The sequence below is a fragment of the Streptococcus sp. A25 genome (assembly GCF_043674095.1).
Lineage (GTDB): Bacteria > Bacillota > Bacilli > Lactobacillales > Streptococcaceae > Streptococcus > Streptococcus suis_V.
Genome location: NZ_JBIMJO010000024.1, coordinates 1 through 22,317, shown reverse-complemented (window position 1 = coordinate 22,317; position 22,317 = coordinate 1). Strand labels below are relative to the sequence as shown.

General features: G+C 43.4%; 22 protein-coding genes and 2 pseudogenes. 18 read left to right on the top strand and 6 right to left on the bottom strand.

Features of this window, described 5'->3' with window-relative positions; genetic code table 11:
• The first annotated feature begins 24 nt into the window (after nucleotides 1-24).
• Entirely contained in the window at nucleotides 25-1,287 is a 1,263-nt protein-coding gene (locus ACHBID_RS10015; protein WP_105122994.1) for a folylpolyglutamate synthase/dihydrofolate synthase family protein, read from the top strand.
• Between the two features lie 226 nt (nucleotides 1,288-1,513).
• Here the strand turns inward: ACHBID_RS10015 and ACHBID_RS10010 are convergent, their stop codons facing one another.
• A complete protein-coding gene (locus ACHBID_RS10010) occupies nucleotides 1,514-1,900 on the bottom strand; it encodes a DUF6176 family protein (RefSeq protein WP_105122995.1) in 387 nt (128 codons plus the stop codon).
• Nucleotides 1,901-1,909: 9 nt separating this feature from the next.
• Nucleotides 1,910-2,971: a glutamyl aminopeptidase gene (gene pepA, locus ACHBID_RS10005; protein WP_105122996.1), complete on the bottom strand. Its 1,062-nt coding sequence runs from the start codon at nucleotides 2,969-2,971 to the stop codon at nucleotides 1,910-1,912.
• A gap of 63 nt (nucleotides 2,972-3,034) precedes the next feature.
• Between pepA and ACHBID_RS10000 the strand changes: the two genes are divergently transcribed.
• Genes ACHBID_RS10000 through ytpR form a run of 4 tightly spaced genes read left to right on the top strand, consistent with a single transcriptional unit; the run spans nucleotide 3,035 to nucleotide 5,231 of the window.
• The gene (locus tag ACHBID_RS10000) at nucleotides 3,035-3,319 is read left to right on the top strand and encodes a DUF4651 domain-containing protein (protein ID WP_105137577.1); all 285 of its coding nucleotides are present in this window, start codon (nucleotides 3,035-3,037) and stop codon (nucleotides 3,317-3,319) included.
• Nucleotides 3,316-3,636 carry a thioredoxin family protein gene (locus ACHBID_RS09995; protein ID WP_105110722.1) on the top strand — a complete coding sequence of 107 codons (321 nt, stop codon included), beginning with the start codon at nucleotides 3,316-3,318 and terminating at the stop codon, nucleotides 3,634-3,636. The genes ACHBID_RS10000 and ACHBID_RS09995 overlap by 4 nt, the downstream gene beginning before the upstream one ends.
• Nucleotides 3,633-4,589: a DUF1002 domain-containing protein gene (locus ACHBID_RS09990; RefSeq protein WP_394732220.1), complete on the top strand. Its 957-nt coding sequence runs from the start codon at nucleotides 3,633-3,635 to the stop codon at nucleotides 4,587-4,589. Before ACHBID_RS09995 ends, ACHBID_RS09990 begins: the two co-directional genes overlap by 4 nt.
• An 18-nt stretch (nucleotides 4,590-4,607) precedes the next feature.
• Nucleotides 4,608-5,231 (top strand): YtpR family tRNA-binding protein, encoded by a 624-nt coding sequence (gene ytpR / locus ACHBID_RS09985; RefSeq protein ID WP_105122998.1) that lies wholly within the window; start codon nucleotides 4,608-4,610, stop codon nucleotides 5,229-5,231.
• A 189-nt stretch (nucleotides 5,232-5,420) separates the two neighbouring features.
• Here ytpR and ACHBID_RS09980 read toward each other — a convergent pair whose 3' ends face one another.
• Complete coding sequence (locus ACHBID_RS09980) at nucleotides 5,421-6,191, bottom strand: DUF2785 domain-containing protein (RefSeq protein ID WP_105122999.1); 771 nt, start codon at nucleotides 6,189-6,191, stop codon at nucleotides 5,421-5,423.
• A 42-nt stretch (nucleotides 6,192-6,233) separates the two neighbouring features.
• Between ACHBID_RS09980 and ACHBID_RS09975 the strand changes: the two genes are divergently transcribed.
• The gene (locus tag ACHBID_RS09975; protein ID WP_105123000.1) at nucleotides 6,234-6,629 is read left to right on the top strand and encodes a single-stranded DNA-binding protein; all 396 of its coding nucleotides are present in this window, start codon (nucleotides 6,234-6,236) and stop codon (nucleotides 6,627-6,629) included.
• A gap of 325 nt (nucleotides 6,630-6,954) precedes the next feature.
• Here ACHBID_RS09975 and ACHBID_RS09970 read toward each other — a convergent pair whose 3' ends face one another.
• Nucleotides 6,955-7,209, bottom strand: coding sequence for a hypothetical protein (locus tag ACHBID_RS09970; RefSeq protein WP_105123001.1), 255 nt, complete (start codon nucleotides 7,207-7,209; stop codon nucleotides 6,955-6,957).
• Nucleotides 7,210-7,399: 190 nt separating this feature from the next.
• Here ACHBID_RS09970 and groES point away from each other — a divergent pair, with 190 nt between their 5' ends.
• From groES to groL, 3 genes are read left to right on the top strand one after another with little or no spacing between them, the layout of a single operon-like run.
• Nucleotides 7,400-7,681, top strand: coding sequence for a co-chaperone GroES (gene groES, locus ACHBID_RS09965; protein ID WP_105110716.1), 282 nt, complete (start codon nucleotides 7,400-7,402; stop codon nucleotides 7,679-7,681).
• Nucleotides 7,682-7,689: 8 nt separating this feature from the next.
• Complete coding sequence (locus ACHBID_RS09960) at nucleotides 7,690-8,040, top strand: hypothetical protein (RefSeq protein ID WP_105123002.1); 351 nt, start codon at nucleotides 7,690-7,692, stop codon at nucleotides 8,038-8,040.
• Nucleotides 8,041-8,080: 40 nt separating this feature from the next.
• Nucleotides 8,081-9,706, top strand: coding sequence for a chaperonin GroEL (gene groL, locus ACHBID_RS09955; RefSeq protein WP_105110714.1), 1,626 nt, complete (start codon nucleotides 8,081-8,083; stop codon nucleotides 9,704-9,706).
• A gap of 106 nt (nucleotides 9,707-9,812) precedes the next feature.
• Here groL and ACHBID_RS09950 read toward each other — a convergent pair.
• A pseudogene (locus tag ACHBID_RS09950) lies at nucleotides 9,813-10,340 on the bottom strand (GNAT family N-acetyltransferase).
• 144 nt (nucleotides 10,341-10,484) lie between these two features.
• Between ACHBID_RS09950 and ACHBID_RS09945 the strand changes: the two are divergent.
• On the top strand, nucleotides 10,485-11,333 hold the full coding sequence (locus ACHBID_RS09945; RefSeq protein ID WP_105123003.1) for a patatin family protein: 849 nt from the start codon (nucleotides 10,485-10,487) through the stop codon (nucleotides 11,331-11,333).
• An 89-nt stretch (nucleotides 11,334-11,422) separates the two neighbouring features.
• Nucleotides 11,423-13,924 (top strand): leucine--tRNA ligase, encoded by a 2,502-nt coding sequence (leuS, locus tag ACHBID_RS09940; protein ID WP_105123004.1) that lies wholly within the window; start codon nucleotides 11,423-11,425, stop codon nucleotides 13,922-13,924.
• 248 nt (nucleotides 13,925-14,172) lie between these two features.
• Here the strand turns inward: leuS and pbp3 are convergent, their stop codons facing one another.
• Nucleotides 14,173-15,423 (bottom strand): D-alanyl-D-alanine carboxypeptidase PBP3, encoded by a 1,251-nt coding sequence (gene pbp3 / locus ACHBID_RS09935; protein WP_105123005.1) that lies wholly within the window; start codon nucleotides 15,421-15,423, stop codon nucleotides 14,173-14,175.
• Between the two features lie 213 nt (nucleotides 15,424-15,636).
• On the opposite strand from pbp3, the gene ACHBID_RS09930 reads away from it, so the two are divergent.
• From ACHBID_RS09930 to ACHBID_RS09900, 7 genes and pseudogenes are all read left to right on the top strand, one after another.
• Nucleotides 15,637-17,430: an oligopeptide ABC transporter substrate-binding protein gene (locus ACHBID_RS09930; RefSeq protein ID WP_394732219.1), complete on the top strand. Its 1,794-nt coding sequence runs from the start codon at nucleotides 15,637-15,639 to the stop codon at nucleotides 17,428-17,430.
• Between the two features lie 253 nt (nucleotides 17,431-17,683).
• Complete coding sequence (locus ACHBID_RS09925) at nucleotides 17,684-18,703, top strand: ABC transporter ATP-binding protein (protein WP_172074246.1); 1,020 nt, start codon at nucleotides 17,684-17,686, stop codon at nucleotides 18,701-18,703.
• 2 nt (nucleotides 18,704-18,705) lie between these two features.
• Nucleotides 18,706-19,647: an ATP-binding cassette domain-containing protein gene (locus ACHBID_RS09920; protein ID WP_105110707.1), complete on the top strand. Its 942-nt coding sequence runs from the start codon at nucleotides 18,706-18,708 to the stop codon at nucleotides 19,645-19,647.
• 1 nt (nucleotide 19,648) lies between these two features.
• Nucleotides 19,649-20,605 carry an oligopeptide ABC transporter permease gene (gene opp4B / locus ACHBID_RS09915; protein WP_105160732.1) on the top strand — a complete coding sequence of 319 codons (957 nt, stop codon included), beginning with the start codon at nucleotides 19,649-19,651 and terminating at the stop codon, nucleotides 20,603-20,605.
• A gap of 13 nt (nucleotides 20,606-20,618) precedes the next feature.
• Nucleotides 20,619-21,521 (top strand): ABC transporter permease, encoded by a 903-nt coding sequence (locus ACHBID_RS09910; protein WP_394732218.1) that lies wholly within the window; start codon nucleotides 20,619-20,621, stop codon nucleotides 21,519-21,521.
• A 56-nt stretch (nucleotides 21,522-21,577) separates the two neighbouring features.
• Nucleotides 21,578-22,087 (top strand): tRNA adenosine(34) deaminase TadA, encoded by a 510-nt coding sequence (tadA, locus tag ACHBID_RS09905; protein WP_105122749.1) that lies wholly within the window; start codon nucleotides 21,578-21,580, stop codon nucleotides 22,085-22,087.
• A gap of 125 nt (nucleotides 22,088-22,212) precedes the next feature.
• Nucleotides 22,213-22,317, top strand: a pseudogene (locus tag ACHBID_RS09900) (IS30 family transposase); the annotation flags it as partial.

Sequence of the window (22,317 nt, the reverse complement as noted above, 5' to 3'; positions counted from 1 at the left end):
TGCTGCTTTTGTAGAGAGGGAATCATGAATTATCAAGAAACTCGCCGGTGGCTATCTAATCGCCCGGCTTCTGATTTGGAACACGGGATTGCACGTGTCAACTGGATTTTGGAACGCTTGGACAATCCCCAACTTCAAGTTCCGACTATTCACTTTGTTGGTACAAATGGCAAGGGCTCGACCCTCAACGCCTTACAGTCTATCTTGCAGTCTTCGGGCTACAGAGTTGGTCGCTTTACTTCACCGTCTATCATTGATTTTCGAGAGCAGATTGTCTTTGAGCAAGAGATGATTTCAGAGGAAGATTTTTCGAGGATTGTGACAGACTTGCAACCTTTGATTGAGGACTTGGACCAGACGGCTGGACTGGATGCTATATCGGAGTTTGAGATTGTAGTAGTGGCTATGTTTGTCTACTTTGCCCACTACCAGCGTCCTGATATTCTCTTGGTGGAGGCAGGCATGGGCGGTTTGCAGGATGCGACCAATGTCCTTGCCCCATTGGCAGTGGTTTGCCCGTCCATCGGTTTGGACCATCAGGCTTTTTTGGGAGAGACCTACGCTGCCATAGCCCGTCACAAGGTCGCCGTCTTGCGTGAGCGAGTTCCCCTCCTCTATGCGACCGATTTGCCAGAAGTGGAGGCAGTTTTCGAGGAGCAGGCTCGTCAGCTTCAGAGTCCGACCTATGCGGTGGGACGGGAGATTCTTTTGGAAAATAGCAGAGCAGACTTTGCGGTTTCAAGCCCCTTCGGTCGAGTTGAGGATTTGAGGCTACAGATGCAGGGGCGTCACCAGGAGGTCAACGCAGCCTTAGCAGTGACAACAGCTCAGCTTTTCAGCCCTGATTTTCCAAAGATTACCAATGAAACCATCAGCCAGGGCTTGTCCCAAGCCATCTGGCCAGGCCGTCAGGAACTGATACTCCCCAATCTGTTGATTGACGGTGCCCACAATAATGAAAGCATCGCTGTCTTGACAGATTTGCTAAGAGAACAATACTCAGATAAGAAAATCGCATTTCTCTTTGCGGCTATTAACACCAAACCAGTAGATCAGATGTTGGAAGCGCTCAGTCAATATGGTCCAGTCACGGTGACCAGCTTTGATGATGTTCGAGCGGTAGAACTGGCTGACTATCCAGCTGGCTATGCGCGTGCGGAGCGGTTTCAAGACTGGCTAGCGCAGGCGGATTTGGATAATCCTGACAAGATCTACGTCATCACAGGATCGCTTTATTTTATCGCCCAGGTTCGGAAGTACCTTGTGGAGCATTTTTTATCGAGCTAATACTCAGTAGAATTCAAAAATAGCGGACATCAGTTCGAGTTCTCAACTATAGCATTTATATATGTTAAGTTTTATTAAAACCTAATTAGCATGCCTATCTGCCTTTGGAAATTTCCCCAAATTTTCTATGGAAGTCCTCACTCTCTCAGAATTGCTAGATTGATTTTAACTGAGTATAACAGAAAAGACCTTGGCCGAAATGGCGGAGGTCTTTTAACGATAGATTTTATTGCTCTGTTGACGGTTTATAATTCCTGTCCAATTCTTCCATGGTCTGGTAGATGGTATCTGGAATCATGACGACCTGTGGTTCCAGGTCCTGCATGCCATAGCTTGGGTCAATGCATTCTGCCCAGTATTCCAAGTGTTTTTTATCAATTTCAGACTGGGAATCTTCTACAGCGATACCACCTTCAGCTTGGATAGAATACCAGTAGAGAAATTCTTGACCGGCCATGTTTTCGCGGAAGATGGTCTCGACGTACATTTTCTCGTCTTCAAGAGTAAGGAGGGTTTCTTTCATGTTGGCATTAAGGAACTGCATCCACTCGTCAACCTTGGCAGATTTCCCTTCTTTGACATGAAAGCGGGATAATTCTACATTTAGCTTCATATTTGTATACTAATAATTCTTAATCAAATCAACCGTTGAGCGGTCTAGCTTTTTTATGATGGCTTGCAAGAAGGCTTGAGCCTCTAAGAAGTCATCCATATTGTAGAGAGTTTGATGGGAGTGGATATAGCGGGCGCAGACGCCGATTGTTGTAGATGGCACACCCTGATTTTTCAGATGAGCAGCGCCAGCATCGGTGCCCCCCTTGCCGCAGTAGTATTGATATTTAATACCAGCTTCCTCAGCAGTTGTGAGGAGGAAGTCTTTCATATTTTTTAACATGATATGACCCGGATCGTAGAAACGAAGCAGGGTTCCGTCACCGATTTTGCCCTGGTCGCCATAAATATCGCCCGCAGGTGAACAGTCGACCGCCAGGAAAATATCAGGATTGAACTTAGTAGTAGAGGCATGAGCTCCACGTAGACCAACTTCCTCTTGGACATTGGCACCAGCGATTAGTTGGTTAGGCAGGGTTTGACCAGACAGACTTTCGAGCAACTCAGTGACCATGAGAACACCGAAACGATTGTCCCAAGCCTTGGAAATGACATTTTTACCGTTGGCTGATAGGATGGTCTCGTTTTTCGGAACCAAGACATCACCCGGGCGTACACCGTAAGACCAAGCCTCGTCGTAGTCAGCAAAACCAGCATCAAAAATAATATCGCCGATGGCTGGTAGACCCGGAGTATTTCCACCGCGAGAAAGGTGAGGTGGGACAGAGCCGGAAATGGCAGGGATTTTACGCCCGTCTTGCAAATGCAGGGTAAAGGCTTGACTGGATACGACCAGTGGGTTCCAACCGCCTAGTTCCACCACACGGAAGGTGCCGTCAGGCTTGATTTGGCTAATCATAAAGCCGACTTCATCCATGTGACCTGCAACCAAGATTCGCGGTGCTTGTTCAGCTGTCGTGTCCTTAATCCCAAAAATTCCACCCAAACCATCTGTTTCAATGCGGTCAACGTGAGGTGTGATTTTCTGGCGGATATGGTTGCGCACTTCACTCTCAAAACCAGGCAGGCTCTGCAATTCGGTCACTTCTTTAATCTTGTCAAAAAGGGTCATAACAAATTTCCTCCAATGATAACTTGCTACTATTTTACCATTTTTTATGATAAAATAGGGACCATGAATAAGAAAAAGGTAGCCGTGCTAGCCGGCTTAGTGGGGGCAGGTGTGCTCACCGCTAGCGCTCAATTTTACCGCAAGGTTCAGGAAGACCGTAAAAAGGCTCAGGCTCTCCAGCAGGTTCGGGCTTACTTCGCCGATTTGGGCAGCATTGCCACGGTCTATGTGGATGAAACCCAGTCCCAGTCCGACTATTTGGTAGGCGGGGTCATCATGGAAGATGGTCGTATTTTTCTATTTGAAAATACCAAAGGTGACATCACATTTGAGGAGGAAGCGAGATGATTTTTCCACAGAATTACGAGGAAGTGGCCGTGCTCGTCCAGTCTGGTCAGCGGACAGTTTTTCTCTTTATGACCAGCTGGTGTGGGGATTGCCACTATATCAAGCCGCATTTGCCAGCTATCGAAGCTGCTTTTCCCGACATGACCTTTGTCCAGTTAGATCGGGATGACTTCATGCCCCTGGCTCAAGAATGGAATATTTTCGGCATTCCTAGCTTGGTTGTCTTGGAAAATGGTCAGGAAATCGGGCGATTTGTCGATAAAAACCGTAAAACCAAGCAGCAAATCATTGACTTTTTAGAAGGATTACCAGTATGAAAAAAACAGTAAGTAAACTTGCTCTAGCCACTCTCGTGATTGTCCTGGTTGGAGCACCGATGACAGCTGCCCATGCAGACATTCAGACAGATGTCATCAATGAAAAATGGGGCAAGCCAACCATGGTCTATGGCGGTGGTTTGTCAGATGCTCAAGTGACGGAGGTCAATAGTCTACTCAATATCAAGAATATTGAAAATGTCAGCCGTCAAGTGGTGCAGGGTCAGGATATGGACCAATATTTAGGGACTTCTGGTGCAGATACAGCCTCGCTCTTTTCATCTGTTTTGGTGCAGAAGCAGGAGTCAGGCAAGGGAGTTGTCGTTGACATCAAGACACCGCAGAATATCACCCTCATTACCTCAACTCAGTATGCTAATGCGGCCATTACCGCGGGAGCGACAGATGTCTTGATTGACGTTGCAGCTCCCATTCAGGTGACAGGTGAGTCTGCCTTGACGGGTGTTTACAAGGCTTTGGAGGCCAATGGCGAAACGGTAGATCCTGAGCGGACAGTGGTTGCCCAGCAGGAATTGGAAACCGTTAATGAAGTGGCGATTGCCCACGCAGGTCAAGAAAATTTTGACAGCTCTGCCTTTGACAAGGCTATCGCAGAAATCAAGACTGGCTTGGCAGAATACAAGGATTCTCAAGGTCAAATTGCCTCTGAGGACCAAATCAACACCATTATCAATGATGTCTTGAAACAAAATGGTCTGGATACAGTGATTACGGCTGATGAGATTTCTAAGCTGGTCACTTTTGCCAAAGCTTATCAGGAAACCAGCGCCATTGATTCGGAAGAAGTCGCTGCCCAGCTCAAGCAATTCAAGAGCCAGGCCGAGCAACAAATTTCAGATGCCTACAAAAATCTCCAGGATTCAGGCATTCTAGAGAAGCTTGGTTCCTTCTTTGAGGGTCTTTGGAAGGGGCTTATCGGATTATTTTCATAACATAGAAAAGGTTGATAAATGATTTTTACATATAATAAAGAATATGTCGGTGATGTGCTCATGGTCATCGTGGCTGATGGCAAAGGACAAGATGTAACAGTTGAACGCAAGGGCAAGGTTGCGCGTGTCTATATCGAGGAGACGGGGCAGACGGTAGCTTGGAATATTTTTGAAGTGTCTAGTCTGATTGATTTGAGCGGAAATGGTCAGGTCTTCTTGACAGACGAGCAGATTGCAGTCTTGAATGCAGAATTGAGTCAAGAAGGTTTTGCGGAAAGTTTGGTCAATGACAAGGAACCAAAATTTGTGGTCGGTCAGATTGTGGAATTGACACCGCACCCAGACAGCGACCACCTCAATATTTGTCAAGTCAACGTTGGCGACAAAACGGTGCAAATCGTAGCTGGCGCGCCAAACGCAGCCCAAGGCCTCAAAACCATTGTTGCCCTGCCAGGAGCTATGATGCCAAGCGGTAGCTTGATTTTCCCTGGTAAACTCCGTGGCGAGGACAGCTTTGGTATGATGTGTAGTCCGCGTGAATTGGGCCTGCCAAACGCACCACAAGTACGTGGTATTATCGAATTGGATGATAGCGCCGTCGTGGGCGATTCGTTTGAGCCTGCTAAACATTGGAAAAACTAAAAAAGAATTGGTCGCGTGCCAATTCTTTTTAGAACCTCCATTCACAAGAAAAGTATGTTTAGACAAGAGATAGTTTTTTGCCAATCAAGACCATTTTTTGATGGAATACTGACTGTATTTCGAGAAAAGCGAACGATGAGTGGCAGAAAACTAGCCTTGGCTAGAGATGCTGAGCTGTGAATGCAGGTTCTAGTATAGCCGTATTTGTTTTTCAATGGCTTGCTCAACTTCTGGTGCCAAAGCTTGGTGCGACTTGAGTTGGAAATAGATGCTGGATAGAAATCGTTGAATATTGAGCCAACGGAAATACTCAACCGGCTCTTGATTGGGGACATCTAATTGCTCCATCCATGTGGCTAGGGTTGAAGCCGAAACCTTTTGATTGAGGATGAGATAAACAGGTATCTGGACCAATCTCGTCTCTTCACCTGCTGAAAATGTGCTGTTTTGCTTGAGGCAGCAGTCTATAAGAGCTTGCCAAGCCTGCTCAAACTTGTCGGCTGGGAAGGCTTGGTGGCAGGTAGCAGCGAGGAGAAAATCCGCTCCATGGGCACCAGCATGCATCCAGCCCAGATTTTCATCGTAGCCACGCCAGTCATTTTCAAAAGTAAAAATGTCCAAGGCTTGTTCAAAGAGGATTTGGAGCTGGCTGTTAGTCAGGAAATTCTGATAGTGAGGACGGTCCTCATCTATGGCTATAATCAAAGCATAGAGCAGGCTGGCAAAACTGCGAGTTAGACTATCTTGTGAGAGAAGTTGCCTATGCTGGCTCTGTTCAAAAAGTTGCTGAGCCTGGTCTTTGATAATGATTTCATCCAGAAAAAGGTGGCAGAAACTGGCATAGACCAGCTGGTCACGAATGATAGGGTCAGGGTCTCCGATATGGTCTAAGAGCCAATTGATTTGCTCAGTGCTGTAATATTCATTGCTTTCTAACTTTTTTTCTAAAATTTCTTTCATTTTTTCCTTTCTTTTGCGAATAGATAGGTAGGAGGATAAAAAATGTACAATAAAGTTATTCTAATTGGTCGTTTGACGGCCCAGCCTGAGTTGACGCAGACGCCGTCGGGAAAAAATTTAACCCGCGTTACAGTTGCTGTCAATCGTCGCTTCAAGACAGAGTCTGGTGAGCGCGAAGCGGATTTCATCAATATCATTTTCTGGGGTAAATTGGCTGAAACACTGGTGTCCTACGGTAGCAAGGGCAGCTTGATTTCCCTTGACGGAGAGCTCCGTACTCGTAAATATGAAAAAGATGGTAATAACCATTATGTGACTGAAGTCCTTGGAAACAGTTTCCAGTTGCTCGAAAGTCGTGCCCAACGCGCCATGCGTGAAAATAATGCTGGCGAAGACTTGGCTGACTTGGTTCTAGAAGAGGAGGATCTGCCCTTCTAACAGAAAGTGACAATTTATTGACGTCTCAAATATTTTCCCTATAAATAATGAAATAATGTCTGGTAAATCGGTCCTAGGACTGATGATAGGATGTGAAAAGTCGTTTATACTAATATCAATCCTAAATATTTTTCATATCTCCTTAGAATGCCGGTGTAAGCTGGCATTTTTTGCGTCTGAACAACTGAAGGTACTTATTTTTATCCAAAAATGTGAGAATCAGTCTCAGGACGGATGTGAACAGTGTAGAACTCGGATATACTTAAGTCAATCCTAAATATTTTTCATAATCTCCTTAAAGAACGCTGGCGAAAGTTGGCGTTTTTTAGCGCCCTTTTTTACGGTCATTCCACCATTCGAGGAAGATAACCATGATTGATAGAACAATCACACCATAGAAGAAAAAGATAAACCAGTGGGGATGTAGAAAAAAGACAATCCAAATGGTCCAGAGTAGGTAGGCGAAAATGATTTTTCCCAGGAAGTTTAATTTCCGTTTCAAAAACCACTCTAAAAAACCTTCGTAGGTAGAATATCTGCTTTCCTGATAGTCTTTGTATAGATTTTTGAAGAATGTCATAGAGACCTCCTTTCCTAAGAAGAGTATAGCATATTCTCATAAGTAAGACTAGTTGGTTTTTCGTACGACCTGGGACGGATTTCAAAAAACTTGGTAGAATTTCCTTGACTATTTTTGACCAAGTGATACAATAAGAATTGTGAATTAGCACTCGCGATATCAGAGTGCTAAAAATGAAGGAGGCATTGATATGTTGAAACCATTAGGCGATCGCATCGTTGTAAAAATCGAAGAAAAAGAACAGACAGTAGGGGGCTTTGTCCTTGCAGGAACCAGCCAAGCAGCGACCAAAGAGGCGCAGGTATTGGCGGTTGGTCAAGGAATTCGCACCTTGAACGGAGAATTGATTGCACCGTCTGTTGCAGTCGGTGACAAAGTCTTGGTCGAGGCCCACGCTGGTCTGGAAGTCAAAGATGGTGAAGAAAAAGTGACCATTGTCCGTGAGGCGGATATTGTAGCAGTGGTTGAGTAAGATAGACTATGAAAGAACAGCTAAGTGAGATTCTTCAGAATTTTTTGCAAGTTAGCACGTCCGGAAACTGTATAACTGCCTGGGAACAAGGAAACCAGCAGCAAATTTGGTTTCAATTGACGTCAGACAATATGCTAAACTTAGCTCTTCCAATTAAGAAACCTTGGTTTCTATCCTTGGAAACAGTCTTGCCGCCCTTGTTAGATGGTATGACAATTTTGGATTATCGCTCCAAACGATATATTACTTTAGATGTAACAGCACAATCACTAGAGCAAATTTGTGATTATCTTGTGGTCTACTTTGAACACTTTTTGGGGGCTAATCTGATATTTTTGTGGAAATTTGAAGAAATATAGCACTTTATAATATTTAATTGATACAAAGGATGGAAATAAAATGGCAAAAGAAATTAAATTTGCAGCAGATGCGCGTGAGAGCATGGTACGCGGTGTCGATATTTTGGCAGACACTGTAAAAGTAACCTTGGGTCCTAAAGGCCGCAATGTAGTCTTGGAAAAAGCTTATGGCTCACCCTTGATTACCAATGATGGGGTAACCATTGCCAAAGAAATCGAGCTTGAAGATCATTTTGAAAACATGGGTGCCAAATTGGTATCGGAAGTCGCATCTAAGACCAACGATATTGCAGGTGACGGTACGACAACAGCGACTGTTTTGACCCAAGCTATTGTCCGTGAAGGCTTGAAAAACGTGACAGCGGGTGCCAACCCAATCGGTATCCGTCGAGGGATTGAAGCTGCGGTCGCGACAGCAGTGGATGCCTTGAAAGCGCAAGCTATTCCTGTTTCAAACAAGGCAGAAATTGCTCAGGTTGCGGCAGTTTCATCCCGTTCTGAAAAAGTCGGTGAGTATATTTCAGAGGCCATGGAGCGCGTGGGAACAGATGGTGTCATTACCATTGAAGAATCTCGCGGTATGGAAACAGAGTTGGATGTCGTAGAAGGCATGCAGTTCGACCGCGGTTATCTGTCTCAATACATGGTAACGGACAATGAAAAAATGGTGGCAGAACTGGAAAATCCATTTATCCTCTTGACGGATAAGAAGATTTCTCATATTCAAGAGATTTTGCCACTCTTGGAAAGCATTCTTCAAACCAATCGACCGCTCTTGATTGTGGCGGATGATGTGGATGGTGAGGCTCTGCCAACGCTTGTTCTTAATAAAATCCGCGGCACTTTCAACGTTGTAGCGGTTAAGGCGCCCGGATTTGGTGACCGTCGCAAGGCCATGTTGGAAGATATTGCTATCTTGACAGGCGGTACCGTGATTACAGAGGACTTGGGGCTGGACCTCAAAGATGCGACTATCGAGTCGCTTGGTCAAGCTGCCAAGGTCGTAGTTGATAAAGACGGCACAACTATTGTGGAAGGCGCTGGCAATCCTGAGGCTATCAGCAATCGTGTGGCAGTTATCAAGTCACAAATCGAGTCAACAACTTCTGAATTTGACCGCGAAAAACTCCAAGAACGCTTGGCTAAATTGTCTGGCGGTGTGGCAGTAATTAAGGTCGGCGCGGCAACTGAGACTGAGTTGAAAGAAATGAAACTCCGTATCGAAGATGCCCTCAACGCAACCCGTGCTGCGGTCGAAGAAGGAATTGTAGCCGGTGGTGGTACAGCTCTTGTCAACGTGATTGACAGCGTGGCTAAGTTGGACTTGTCTGGTGATGATGAGACAGGTCGCAATATTGTTCTGCGTGCCTTGGAAGAACCAGTTCGTCAGATTGCTTACAATGCTGGTTACGAAGGCTCTGTTGTGATTGACAAGTTGAAACATTCTGAGCTTGGCACAGGTTTCAACGCTGCAACAGGTGAATGGGTCAATATGATGGAAGAAGGAATTATTGACCCTGTTAAGGTGACTCGTTCAGCTCTTCAAAATGCAGCATCTGTTGCCAGTCTCATCTTGACTACCGAGGCAGTTGTTGCCAACAAACCAGAACCAGCTGCTCCAGCTATGCCAGCAGGTATGGATGGCATGGGTGGTATGGGCTACTAAAGAGAAACAAATAAAAACTTGGTCACCTGGCCAAGTTTTTTGATACAGAGAAAATCCTTATCTGCCCCAGACGAGGAAAGTAGAGATTCATGGACATTGCCATGTCTTAGTCACAATCCAAATAAAAATAGATGTCAGCCTTGCCTTCTTGAGCAGTTCCTTTGTAGACCCTGGTATCTAGACCACCAATTTCAAAACCGACCTTTTGGTAAAATTGACAGGCGATGAGATTGTTGTCTTGAGCGATGGTATAAATTCCCTGGTAACCTTTTGACTGAGCAATTTCCTTGGCCTTGTCTATCAGCATGCTAGCCAGTCCTTGTTGGCGATAGTCTGCATAAACCTTTAGGTCGTGGAGGTAGATATACTTGAATAGCGGTTTTTGTAGGATAGCCAAGCCGACACATTTGTTGTCATCATAGGCGCCGATGAAGATATGACTATCCTGTATTTGTTCAAAATCGTAGTTTTCATCAGGAAAGGTCACCCATTCGGTTGACTCAAAAAGGACTGCTTATCTGGACCAAGCCTGGTTCTGATAGGATGGGATAAGCCGACCTATCAGAGGGAAGGGTTGATTGGGGATGTTGATATCTTGCTGGTTCTTGAGGGTGATTTCTTTAATGCTAATCATGTTCGTCCTCATTTTATGTTGATTGACCTATTATAGCATGTCATCACTTTTGACGGAAAGAGCGTGCATCTTGTTGATTGGCTAAAATATACCTTAGAGAGTTTTTTCTGTTACAATAGAATCATATTTTTGTGGAGGTTTCGGATGAAGGTTGGTCTAGTTCTAGAGGGTGGCGGCATGCGCGGGCTCTATACGGCTGGTGTACTGGATGCATTTTTGGATGCAGGCATCAAGGTGGACGGGATTGTCAGTGTATCGGCTGGAGCGCTTTTTGGTGTCAATTTTCTATCCAAGCAACGTGGGAGAGCCCTCCGCTACAATAAGCGTTTTATCAAGGACAAGAACTATATGAGTTTGCGGTCTTGGTTGCTGACGGGTAATGTGGTCAACAAGGATTTTACCTACTACAAAGTGCCTATGGAGCTGGACAAATTTGACCAAGAGGCCTTTGCCAAGTCTGGCGTGCCTTTCTATGTGACAGTGACCAATGTCGAAACCGGTCTGCCTGAGTATTACAAAATTGATCATGTCTTTGAGCAGATGGAGCTCTTGCGAGCCAGCTCGGCTCTTCCGGTGGTCTCGAAAATTATCGAAGTTGATGGGAAAAAATATTTAGACGGTGGTCTTTCGGACTCCATCTCTATGGACTTTGCTAGAAGCCTGGGGTTTGACAAATTGATTGTGATATTGACACAACCCATTGATTACCGCAAGAAGCCCTCTAGCGGGCGGGTCTACCGCTTGCTTTACAAGAAATATCCTAAGTTTGTGGCGGTGGCTTCAAAACGTTACCAGCATTACAATGATACGGTTGAAAAGATTATCCAGTTGGAACATCAGGGTCAGGTTTTTGCAGTCCGCCCTCAAAAGTCGCTCGAAATAGGACGTTTGGAAAAAAATCCAGTCAAATTTGACGAGATTTATGGGCTGGGTCTGGCGGACGGGGAGAAAGCTGTGGCGGGATTGATGGGGTATTTGGGAAATGAAGAGTAATGAGCAGGAATCCCCCGTGATTTCTGCTTTTTTCTTTGCTTTATTCGTGATATAATGGTAAAGATAATTTATTGACATGGAGAAATGATATGAGCTTCTACAATCACAAGGAAATCGAGCCCAAATGGCAGGGATTTTGGGCAAAAAATCATACTTTTAAGACAGGAACAGATGCAGAAAAGCCAAACTTTTATGCCCTAGATATGTTCCCTTATCCGTCTGGGGCAGGCTTGCACGTTGGTCACCCTGAGGGCTATACGGCGACGGACATTCTCAGCCGTTACAAGCGTGCCCAAGGTTACAACGTTCTTCACCCAATGGGGTGGGATGCCTTTGGTCTGCCAGCGGAGCAATACGCTATGGACACGGGAAATGACCCAGCTGACTTTACAGCAGAAAATATTGCCAACTTCAAGCGTCAGATTAACGCCCTTGGCTTTTCTTACGACTGGGACCGTGAGGTCAACACGACTGACCCTAACTACTACAAGTGGACCCAGTGGATTTTCACTAAGTTGTATGAAAAAGGCCTAGCCTACGAGGCAGAAGTGCCTGTAAACTGGGTAGAAGAATTGGGAACAGCTATCGCCAACGAAGAGGTCCTTCCTGACGGAACGTCTGAACGTGGTGGCTACCCAGTTGTTCGCAAGCCAATGCGTCAATGGATGTTGAAAATCACTGCTTATGCAGAGCGTTTGCTCAACGACCTAGAAGAAGTTGATTGGCCAGAGTCTATCAAGGATATGCAACGCAACTGGATCGGCAAGTCAACCGGTGCCAATGTGACCTTCAAGATTAAGGACACAGACAAGGATTTCACAGTCTTTACTACCCGTCCAGATACTCTTTTTGGTGCGACCTACGCAGTCCTTGCTCCTGAGCATGATTTGGTAGATAGCATTACATCGCCTGAGCAGGCAGAAGCTGTGGCAGAGTACAAACGCCAAGCTTCTCTTAAATCAGATCTTGCCCGTACAGATCTGGCAAAAGACAAGACAGGTGTTTGGACAGGTGCCTACGCCATCAACCCTGTAAACGGCAAAGAAATTCCAATCTGGATTGCGGACTATGTGCTGGCAAGCTATGGAACAGGTGCTATCATGGCTGTTCCTGCCCACGACGAACGTGACTGGGAATTTGCCAAGCAGTTTGGTTTGGACATCATTCCAGTTTTGGAAGGTGGAAATGTAGAAGAAGCACCTTATACAGAAGACGGTGCCCACATCAACTCCGACTTCCTAGATGGTCTTAACAAGGAAGAAGCTATTGCCAAAATGGTAGCTTGGCTGGAAGAAAATGGTGTCGGTCAGGAGAAAATTTCCTACCGCCTCCGTGACTGGCTCTTCAGCCGCCAGCGTTATTGGGGTGAGCCAATTCCAATCATCCACTGGGAAGATGGAACTTCCACAGCCGTACCAGAAAATGAGTTACCTCTGGTATTGCCAAAAACCTCAGACATCAAGCCGTCAGGTACAGGTGAGTCACCACTTGCTAACTTGACAGACTGGTTAGAAGTGACACGTGAAGATGGCGTCAAAGGTCGCCGTGAGACCAACACCATGCCACAATGGGCGGGCTCAAGCTGGTACTACCTCCGCTACATTGACCCACACAACGACGAGAAATTGGCAGACGAAGAGCTTCTTAAAGCTTGGTTGCCAGTGGACATCTACATCGGTGGTGCTGAGCACGCAGTCCTTCACCTGCTCTACGCTCGTTTCTGGCACAAGTTCCTCTATGACATCGGTGTTGTGCCGACCAAAGAGCCTTTCCAAAAACTCTTTAACCAAGGGATGATTTTGGGAACTAGCTACCGCGACAGCCGTGGGGCGCTTGTGGCGACAGATAAGGTTGAAAAACGTGATGGTTCCTTCTTCAACATCGAAACTGGTGAAGAGTTGGAGCAGGCACCTGCTAAGATGTCTAAGTCCCTTAAAAACGTGGTCAACCCAGACGATGTAGTCGAGCAGTTTGGTGCGGATACCCTCCGTGTTTACGAGATGTTCATGGGCCCACTTGATGCGTCAATCGCTTGGTCAGAAGAAGGTCTTGAAGGTAGCCGTAAGTTTCTTGACCGCGTTTACCGCCTGATTACAACGAAGGAAATTTCTTCGGACAATAGCGGAGCGCTTGATAAAGTTTACAATGAAACTGTGAAGACGGTGACTGAGCATATTGAGGACCTGAAATTCAACACGGCTATCGCCCAGCTCATGATTTTTGTCAACGCAGCCAACAAGGAAGACAAGCTTTACGTCGAATACGCCAAAGGCTTTGTCCAATTGATTGCTCCATTTGCGCCACACTTGGCAGAAGAACTCTGGCAGGGTCTTGCAAATACAGGCCAGTCAATCAGCTATGTCGCATGGCCAACATATGATGAAAGTAAGCTGGTAGAAAGCGAAGTGGAAATCGTTGTCCAAATCAAGGGTAAAGTAAAAGCTCGCTTGACTGTAGCCAAAGACCTGTCACCAGCTGAACTTGAAAAAGTTGCCCTTGCAGACGAAAAAGTCCAAGCTGAAATCGCTGGTCAAACAGTGGTGAAGGTGATTAGTGTTCCGAACAAACTAGTTAATATTGTTGTGAAATAAACTCGCTTATTGGCCCTATTTCCGATTTACAACAGTCTATTCCTAGACTGTTGTATCCGAATAAATTAGTAAACGTCGTTGTGAAGTAAACTGACTTCCGTCAGTTCCTATTTCCCACCTCAGCTAATCTCTCCCAAGGTTGTCTGAGCCAAATAAACAGTTAAGCAAAGCGACTGGTTTCTTTTCTAGCTTATAGACATATACAAAAAACGACTTCCGTGCGAAAAGCGGGAGTCGTTTTGCTGTTATTACAGTTTTTCATTGACATAGCGGACGAAGTAATTCCACCAAGAGACGGGCCAAATATCAGCCTTGACTTCTTTTTCGATGACCATTTCAAGACTTGGTTGTTCTTGAATGTAACCCTTGCCGATCAGGTCGGAGTCATGGAGCCACAGTCTTCCGGCTGCTGTTCCTTTTTTAAGTGGTGCCTCAAGAGGGCCTTCGACTGATTTAAAAGAAGCGGTTGGCAATTCGACAGCCGAGCGTTTGATTGGAATTCTAAAGTCTCTTTGGGCAACAACTGGGCTAGTGTCGACGCGTCCATTGAAAATCTCAATAGAGCTGTCATCAAAGGATTTCCCCTGCCCTAGATAGGTAATAGATTGGAAATGCTGGGCAACATAGTTGAGCAAATTGGTCGTTGCGATATAGCGGTAATCGGGATCAATATCGCTGTGGTCGGCGTTGAGGATAACCGTCAGGACACGCATATTTTGCTGGTCAACAGTTGTCACCAGGGAGGCGCCAGCAGTAGCAGAGTATCCCGTTTTCAAACCATCTACACCTGCACGCTGATAGGGTTTACCTTCCAACATCCCATGCCCACCATAATAGGTATGCCCATCCATGGTTAAGCTTTGTTGGCTGGTGATGTCCAGTACCTGAGGATGATCCAAGACCAGACGACGGGCAATAAGGGCGATTGCCGCAGCAGAAAATTTATTTTCATCCTCTTTACCAGTGCCGGGATAGCGTTCATCCCCGAGGTAGGAATTATTCAAGCCAGTCGCATTGACAATCGTGGCATCACCAATACCCCAGGATTGGACTTTTTCTCTCATCAAATCCACAAAGGCTTTCTCACTACCTGCCACCTTCTCAGCCAGGGCCATTGTTGCGCTATTGGCAGAAACAATCAATGATGCCCGGAGCAGCTGTTCGACCGTGTATTCCCTACTTTCTAAAAGAACGTTACTGATTTCTGTATTGAGAGTCAGCTTATAGGGAAAATCAGATATGGCTACAGGGCTGTCCATTGTCAATTTTCCTTCTTCAATAGCTTCATAGACCAAGTAGGCCGTCAACAACTGACTGATAGAAGCAACGCTGGCTGGGCTATGGGCATTTTTTTCGTATAAAATTTTTCCTGTTTCGACTTCAATAGCGATGGCATGCTCAGCTGCCGCCTGGTAAACCTGCTCCTCGGCCAGACTGGTTTGGCCTCCTAGAATAATGGAAAGTAGAAAAACTATCAAGAATGAACTGTATTTTTTCATATAAAATTCCTTTTTAATCGATTATTTCCTATTATATCATATTGTAAAGGGGCTAGACACATGAAAAAAGGCTAGAAATTATTAGAAAATATAGAAAATTTGGTTTTTTACAAAATTTTCTGACAAAAACGCTTTCTTTAATAAAATTTTATGATATAATACTATTCATAGACATAAATCTATGTCCCAAAAAAAAGAAAACAGAGGTGTTTTATGAAAAAGACAACAAAACTCTTTGCCTTAGCAGGTATCACACTCTTATCTGCATCTGTTTTAGCAGCTTGTGGTGCTAAGTCGTCATCAAGTTCATCAGAACAAAACTTGTCATTCCCAGCAGATGTTTCTCAAGATGGAACAGCTGTTTCTGGTGCTCAATTAAATTATGCTTGGGTATCTCCTACAACTTCTTCAGGTCTTTTGATTGACGAGCTGACTGAAAATACAACTGACTCAACATTTGGTGGAATGGTTGATATTTCAATGTTTGGTTACGATGGAGATCGTAAATTAGATGACTCAGGTCTTGCTAAAGCTGAATTTGATGTGGAAGGTAAAAAAATCACTGTTAGCTTGACTGGTAAAGACTACAAGTGGTCAGATGGTGAACCATTCACAATCAACGACTATATCTTCACAATCAAGTCATTGGCAAGCAAAGACTATACCGGTGTGCGTTTTGATGATAAATTCTTGAACATTGAAGGTATGCAAGAATTTGTTGACGGTAAAGCATCAGACATTTCAGGTATCAAGAAAATCGATGATTATACAGTTGAACTGACTGTGAAAGAAATGTCACCTTCTATGATGTATGCCGGTGGTGATGTACCTGCCTATATCCAACCAGAACACATCTACAAAGATATTCCTGTGGCTGATTGGGAAAAGAGCGAGTATTCACGTACTGCTAAACTTGTAGGTATGGGGCCTTGGAAAATCAAGGAAATCGTAAACGGTGAGTCTATCACTTACGTTCCAAACGAACACTTCTTCAAGGGTACAACACCAAAAACAAGTTCATTGAAAATTGATATTGTCTCTCCTGATACTATCGTTTCTGAAATGAAGGCTGGTAACTACGATATCGCAGATATGCCTGTTGACCAGTTGGATTCATATAAAGATGCTTCTAACTTGAACATCGTTGGATCTTTGGATTCAGTTTACGAATATATTTCATTCAACCTTGGTAAATATGACGAAGCTGCTGGCAAGAACGTTATGGATGAGAATGCTAAGATGAATGATGTGAAACTTCGTCAAGCGATTGCCTATGCGATTGATACCAAAACTGCTGGTGAGTCATTGTACAATGGTCTATACCACCCAGCAAACTCAATGATTATTTCATTCTTTGGTGAACTTCATGATTCTGAATTGGCAGGCTATACATACGATCCAGAAAAAGCTAAGAAACTCTTGGATGAAGCTGGCTACAAGGATACAAACGGTGACGGCATTCGTGAAGGTAAAGACGGTAAAGAATTCAAAATCACTTTCGCAGCTCGTAAACGTACAGAAGCGAACGAAGCACTCGTACAACAATACATTGCTTGGTGGAAAGAAGTTGGCTTGAATGTTGAATTGTACACTGGCCGTACTGTTGAAGTAAATACTTTCTACGATGCACTTCAAGCAAACGACCCTGCAATTGATATGTATGCTGGTGGTTGGTCAACTGGTTACGATCCAAACCCAACAGGTACTTGGGGTCCTATCGCTGCCTTCAACATGTCACGTTTCGTATCTGAAGAAAATACAAAATTGTTGGATGCAATTAGTTCTACTGCTTCATTCGATGAGAAAACAAACCTTGAAAACTACAAGGCTTGGCAAAAATATGCTCACGAACAAGCATTTGCTATTCCAACATTTGAATCTGAGTCTATTACAGCATTGAACAAGCGTGTGAAAAACTATGATTCTAACTATGGTTCAGCTTCAGGTAAAGGTATTGCTCTTGAAAATATCGAATTGACAGCTGATAAAGGTGTAGCGGCAGAATAGTTTTATAAAGAAGATAATAGAATCTGAAAAAGCCAACTTGGTTGGCTTTTTTCAGATTGCTATTGGAATTTTCTGATAATTATGGTATAGTAGAACCAGTATACAAAAAATGATTGATGTCATTTTTAGTTTTTAGTAAACGCTATCAAATCCTATATAGACTTGGTGGATTTATTAAAAAAGATATAAAAAGGTCAGTTTTCATAGACTTAAGGATATTTGATTTGAAGGATGAAAGAAGTTGAATGAACTGATGAACAAAGGAGGAAAAAGCGTGGCTATTGAAAAACCGCTTTTAGACATTAAGGATTTGCACGTTGGATTCCGCATCGGTGATGATTATTTTGATGCAGTTGACGGTGTTGATATTACCTTACAAAAAAATGAAATCCTAGCAATTGTTGGAGAATCTGGTTGTGGTAAATCAACTTTGGCAACAACAATTATGGGGCTACATAATCCATTAAATACCAAAATTACAGGTAGCATCCAGTACAATGATATGGAATTAATTGGGATGGACGAGGCCAAGTACAATACGGTGCGTGGAAATGATATTGGTATGATTTTCCAAGATCCCTTGGCGTCTTTAAATCCGTTGATGACCATTGGTGCACAGATTGATGAAGCGCTATTCTATCATACAGACTTGGATGCCAATGCCCGTACGGAGCGTGTTTTGGAATTATTAGCTCAAGTAGGTATTCCAAATCCTAAACGTACATTTAAGCAGTATCCACATGAGTTGTCAGGTGGTATGCGTCAGCGTATCATTATCGCCATGGCCTTATCTTGTAAACCTCCGATTATTATTGCCGATGAACCGACAACAGCCTTGGATGTAACTATTCAGGCACAGATTTTGGATTTATTAAATGATATTCAAGCAGAAACTGGGTCAGGTATTATTTTGATCACTCACGACCTAGGAGTGGTGGCAGAAACAGCAGATCGTGTAGCAGTTATGTACGGTGGTCAGTTTGTAGAAGTTGCTCCTGTTGAGGAACTCTTTACCAATCCTAAACATCCATACACCCGTTCTCTTTTGAAATCAAATCCGCAATCAGAAAATGAAGGCGGTGAGTTACATGTAATTGACGGAATTGTACCGCCAATTACAAAGATGTTGCGTAAAGGTTGTCGATTTGCACCACGTATTCCGTGGATTGAAGCAGCAACACACGAAGAAAATCCGGTTATGCATGAAGTTGGACCTAACCATTTTGTACGTTGTACTTGCCATGAAACATTCTATTTTGAAGGGGAGGCCTAATAGTGGGATTTATTGAAGTAAAAGATTTAAAAGTCCATTATCCAATTCGTAGTGGCTTCTTTAACCGTGTTACTGATCATGTTTATGCTGTGGATGGTGTAAACATTGAAATCGAAGAAGGTAAGACATATGGTCTGGTTGGTGAATCAGGTTCAGGTAAATCAACAATTGGTAAGGCAATTATTGGTTTAGAGCGTGCCACTTCAGGACAAATTATTTATGAAGGACAAAATGTAACCAACAAATCACGTGGAAAAAAAGGCAACTTTAATCGTGATGTTCAGATGATTTTCCAAGATTCACTTTCAAGTTTCAATCCGAAAAAACGTATTTTGGACATCATTGCAGAACCAATTCGTAACTTTGACCGACTTTCACCAGATGAAGAAAAGAAAAAAGTTCTTCAGCTCTTGGATACAATTGGTCTCAATGAAGAAGCTTTAATTAAGTATCCTCATGAATTCTCAGGTGGTCAACGTCAACGGATTGGAGTAGCTCGTGCCTTGGCTAGTAACCCACGTTTGATTATTGCTGATGAGCCAGTTTCTGCCTTGGACTTGTCTGTTCAAGCTCAGGTCTTAAACTATATGAAACGTATCCAAGATGAATTTAAACTTAGCTATCTCTTTATTTCTCATGACCTTGGTGTGGTACAGCACATGTGTGATGAACTCTTCATTATGTACCGTGGTCGTTTTGTAGAAACAGGAAATAAACATGATATTTATAGTATTCCACAGCATATCTACACCAAACGTCTCTTGTCAGCGATTCCATCAATTGATCCGGTGAATCGTTTGAAAAATAAGGAAAAACGTTTGGCTGCAGAAAAGGAGTACCAAGAAAAACAAGGTCAGTACTATGATGAAAACGGTCGTGTATACGATTTAAAAGCTTTTTCAGCAACTCATCAAGTAGCCCTTCCAGAAGGAGGTAAGAACTAAGATGTGGAAAACAGTATTACGACGTTTACTCATGATGATTCCTCAGATTATCATTCTGAGTGTCATTGCATTCTTTGTTGCAAAAATGATGCCTGGTGATCCATTTACCGGTATGATTGACCCTAATATTGATCCTGCTATTATTGAACAAAAACGGATTGCAGCGGGATATTATGATCCAATTCCGGTTCAATATATTCGCTGGGTAGGAAATCTTTTGCAGGGTGATTTTGGACAAAGTTTCCTCTTTAAACAACCAGTTATCGATGTGATTATGCAGCGTTTGAATAACACAATTTGGTTATCATTGCTTACTATGATTTTGACCTATGCTATTGCCCTTCCTTTAGGTATGATTGCGGGTCGTTATCAAAATTCACTTGCTGATAAAGTCATTGGTGTTTACAATTTCTTGACTTTCTCAACGCCAACTTTTGTATTTGCGATTTTGATGCTCTGGTTATTTGGTTTTAGTTTAGGTTGGTTTCCGACGCGTGGTTCTATCGGTGGTGGAGTTGAAGGCTTTGCAGCTATATTAAGTCGTCTCCATCATATGATTTTGCCAGCGATTACCATGGCTATTTTGTCAACGACAGTAACAATCCAATATCTTCGTACCGGAATTATCGATGCGAAGAGTCAGGACTATGTTCGTACAGCTCGTGCCAAAGGTGTGCCTGAGCGTGTGGTATACAACCGTCATATCTTCCGTAACTCAATTTTACCTATTGCATCATTCTTGGGGTATGAATTGACTGGTTTGATTGGTGGGTCTATCTTTATTGAAAATATCTTTACCTATCCTGGTATCGGTCAATTGTTCTTTAACTCTATCTCAAGCCGTGATTACAGTGTCATTTTGGCCCTCTTGTTAATCTTTGGTATGGGAACTTTGTTGGGAACCTTGATTTCAGATATTATCATGAGTATTGTTGATCCACGTATTCGTGTGAAATAAAAGGAGGAGTAAGGTGAGTAAAGAAATTAAAAAACAAGTACAATCAGCTTCAACTCCTCCAGGTGGTTTTCGTGTTATTGCACGAGAATTTATGAAGGACAAGTTAGCTTTAGCTTCATTGATTATCTTGGTAACAGTTCTCTTGGCTGTTTTCATCGGTGCCTTGGTAATGGATCAAGAGCAAGTTATGAAAGTCAATCTTTTAGGACGTTACTTGGAGCCAGGAGTTGATGGCTATATTTTGGGAACGGATGAAGGCGGAAAAGACATTTTTGGTCAACTGATTATTGGTGCTCGTAACTCCATTATCATCGGTTTCACCATTACCATTATCACTAGTATCATTGGTATTTCAGTTGGGTTAATCTCAGGTTATTATGGTGGTCGTTTGGACGGCTTCTTGATGCGTATTGTTGATTTTATTATGATTTTACCGGTAACAATGTTGATCATTGTATTTGTAACAGTTATTAAAAACTATACAATTTATCATTTCATTTTTATCATGAGTGCATTTTATTGGACAGCCAAAGCCCGTCTCTTCCGTACAAGAACTTTGTCAGAAGCGAGCTTGGATTATGTCAATGCGTCGAAAACACTTGGAACAAGCGACTTCATGATTATGTTCCGTGAGATTTTGCCAAACTTGAGTTCTTTGATTATTGTCAATTTGACCCTCAACTTTGCAGGAAATATTGGTATCGAAACATCATTGACTTATCTAGGCTTCGGTCTTCCGTCAACAGTTCCAAGTTTGGGTACATTGATTTCAAATGCCCGTAATGCAGACATCTTGGAAAACAAGACTTGGATTTGGTTGCCAGCAGCTATCTTTATCCTTATTATGATGCTTTGTATCAACTATGTCGGTCAAGCCTTCCAACGTGCAGCAGACGCTAAGCAACGTTTAGGTTAATTGTTTATTCTATAGAAGAGTTCTTTCGAGAGCTCTTTTTCTGTTATAATGGAAGTATGGAATTTACATTAGAAGAAAAAGAACGCTTCATGCGGGCTGCATTGGAGGAAGCAGAAAAATCACTTGCCAAGGATGAGATACCGATTGGATGTGTAATTGTCAAAGATGGTAATATTATTGGTAGAGGTCACAATGCGCGTGAGGAACTGAACCAGGCAATCATGCATGCGGAAATCATGGCCATCCAAGAAGCTAATCACTTTGAAGGGAACTGGCGTTTGCTAGATACAACCCTTTTTGTAACCATTGAACCCTGTGTTATGTGTAGCGGGGCCATCGGACTAGCCCGAATCCCACAAGTTATCTACGGAGCCCCAAATCAAAAATTTGGTGCAGCAGGTAGCCTATACAATGTATTGCGAGATACACGTCTCAATCATCGAGTTGAAGTCGAGTCGGGAATCTTGGAAGATGGCTGCGCAAAAATCATGCAGGACTTCTTCAGACAACGGCGCGCCAAGCAGTCAGAGTTGAAAGAAAAAGCAAGCCAAGGAACAGATTTATAGCCCGGCAGACAGTTAGAATAAGGCAATAGATAATTTTTCCCGCGTTGTAAAATGAAATGCAACAAAAAAGACATGTTCGTCTGATATACTAGAATTCCCCAACTCAGTATAGAAAGCAAATGAACATGTCCAATACTCATTCTACCAGAAACTCATCCTATTCTCATCTCTCAGCCACAGAACGTGGTGAAATTGCTGCTTATCTTAAAATGGGAAAGAAACCAATTGAA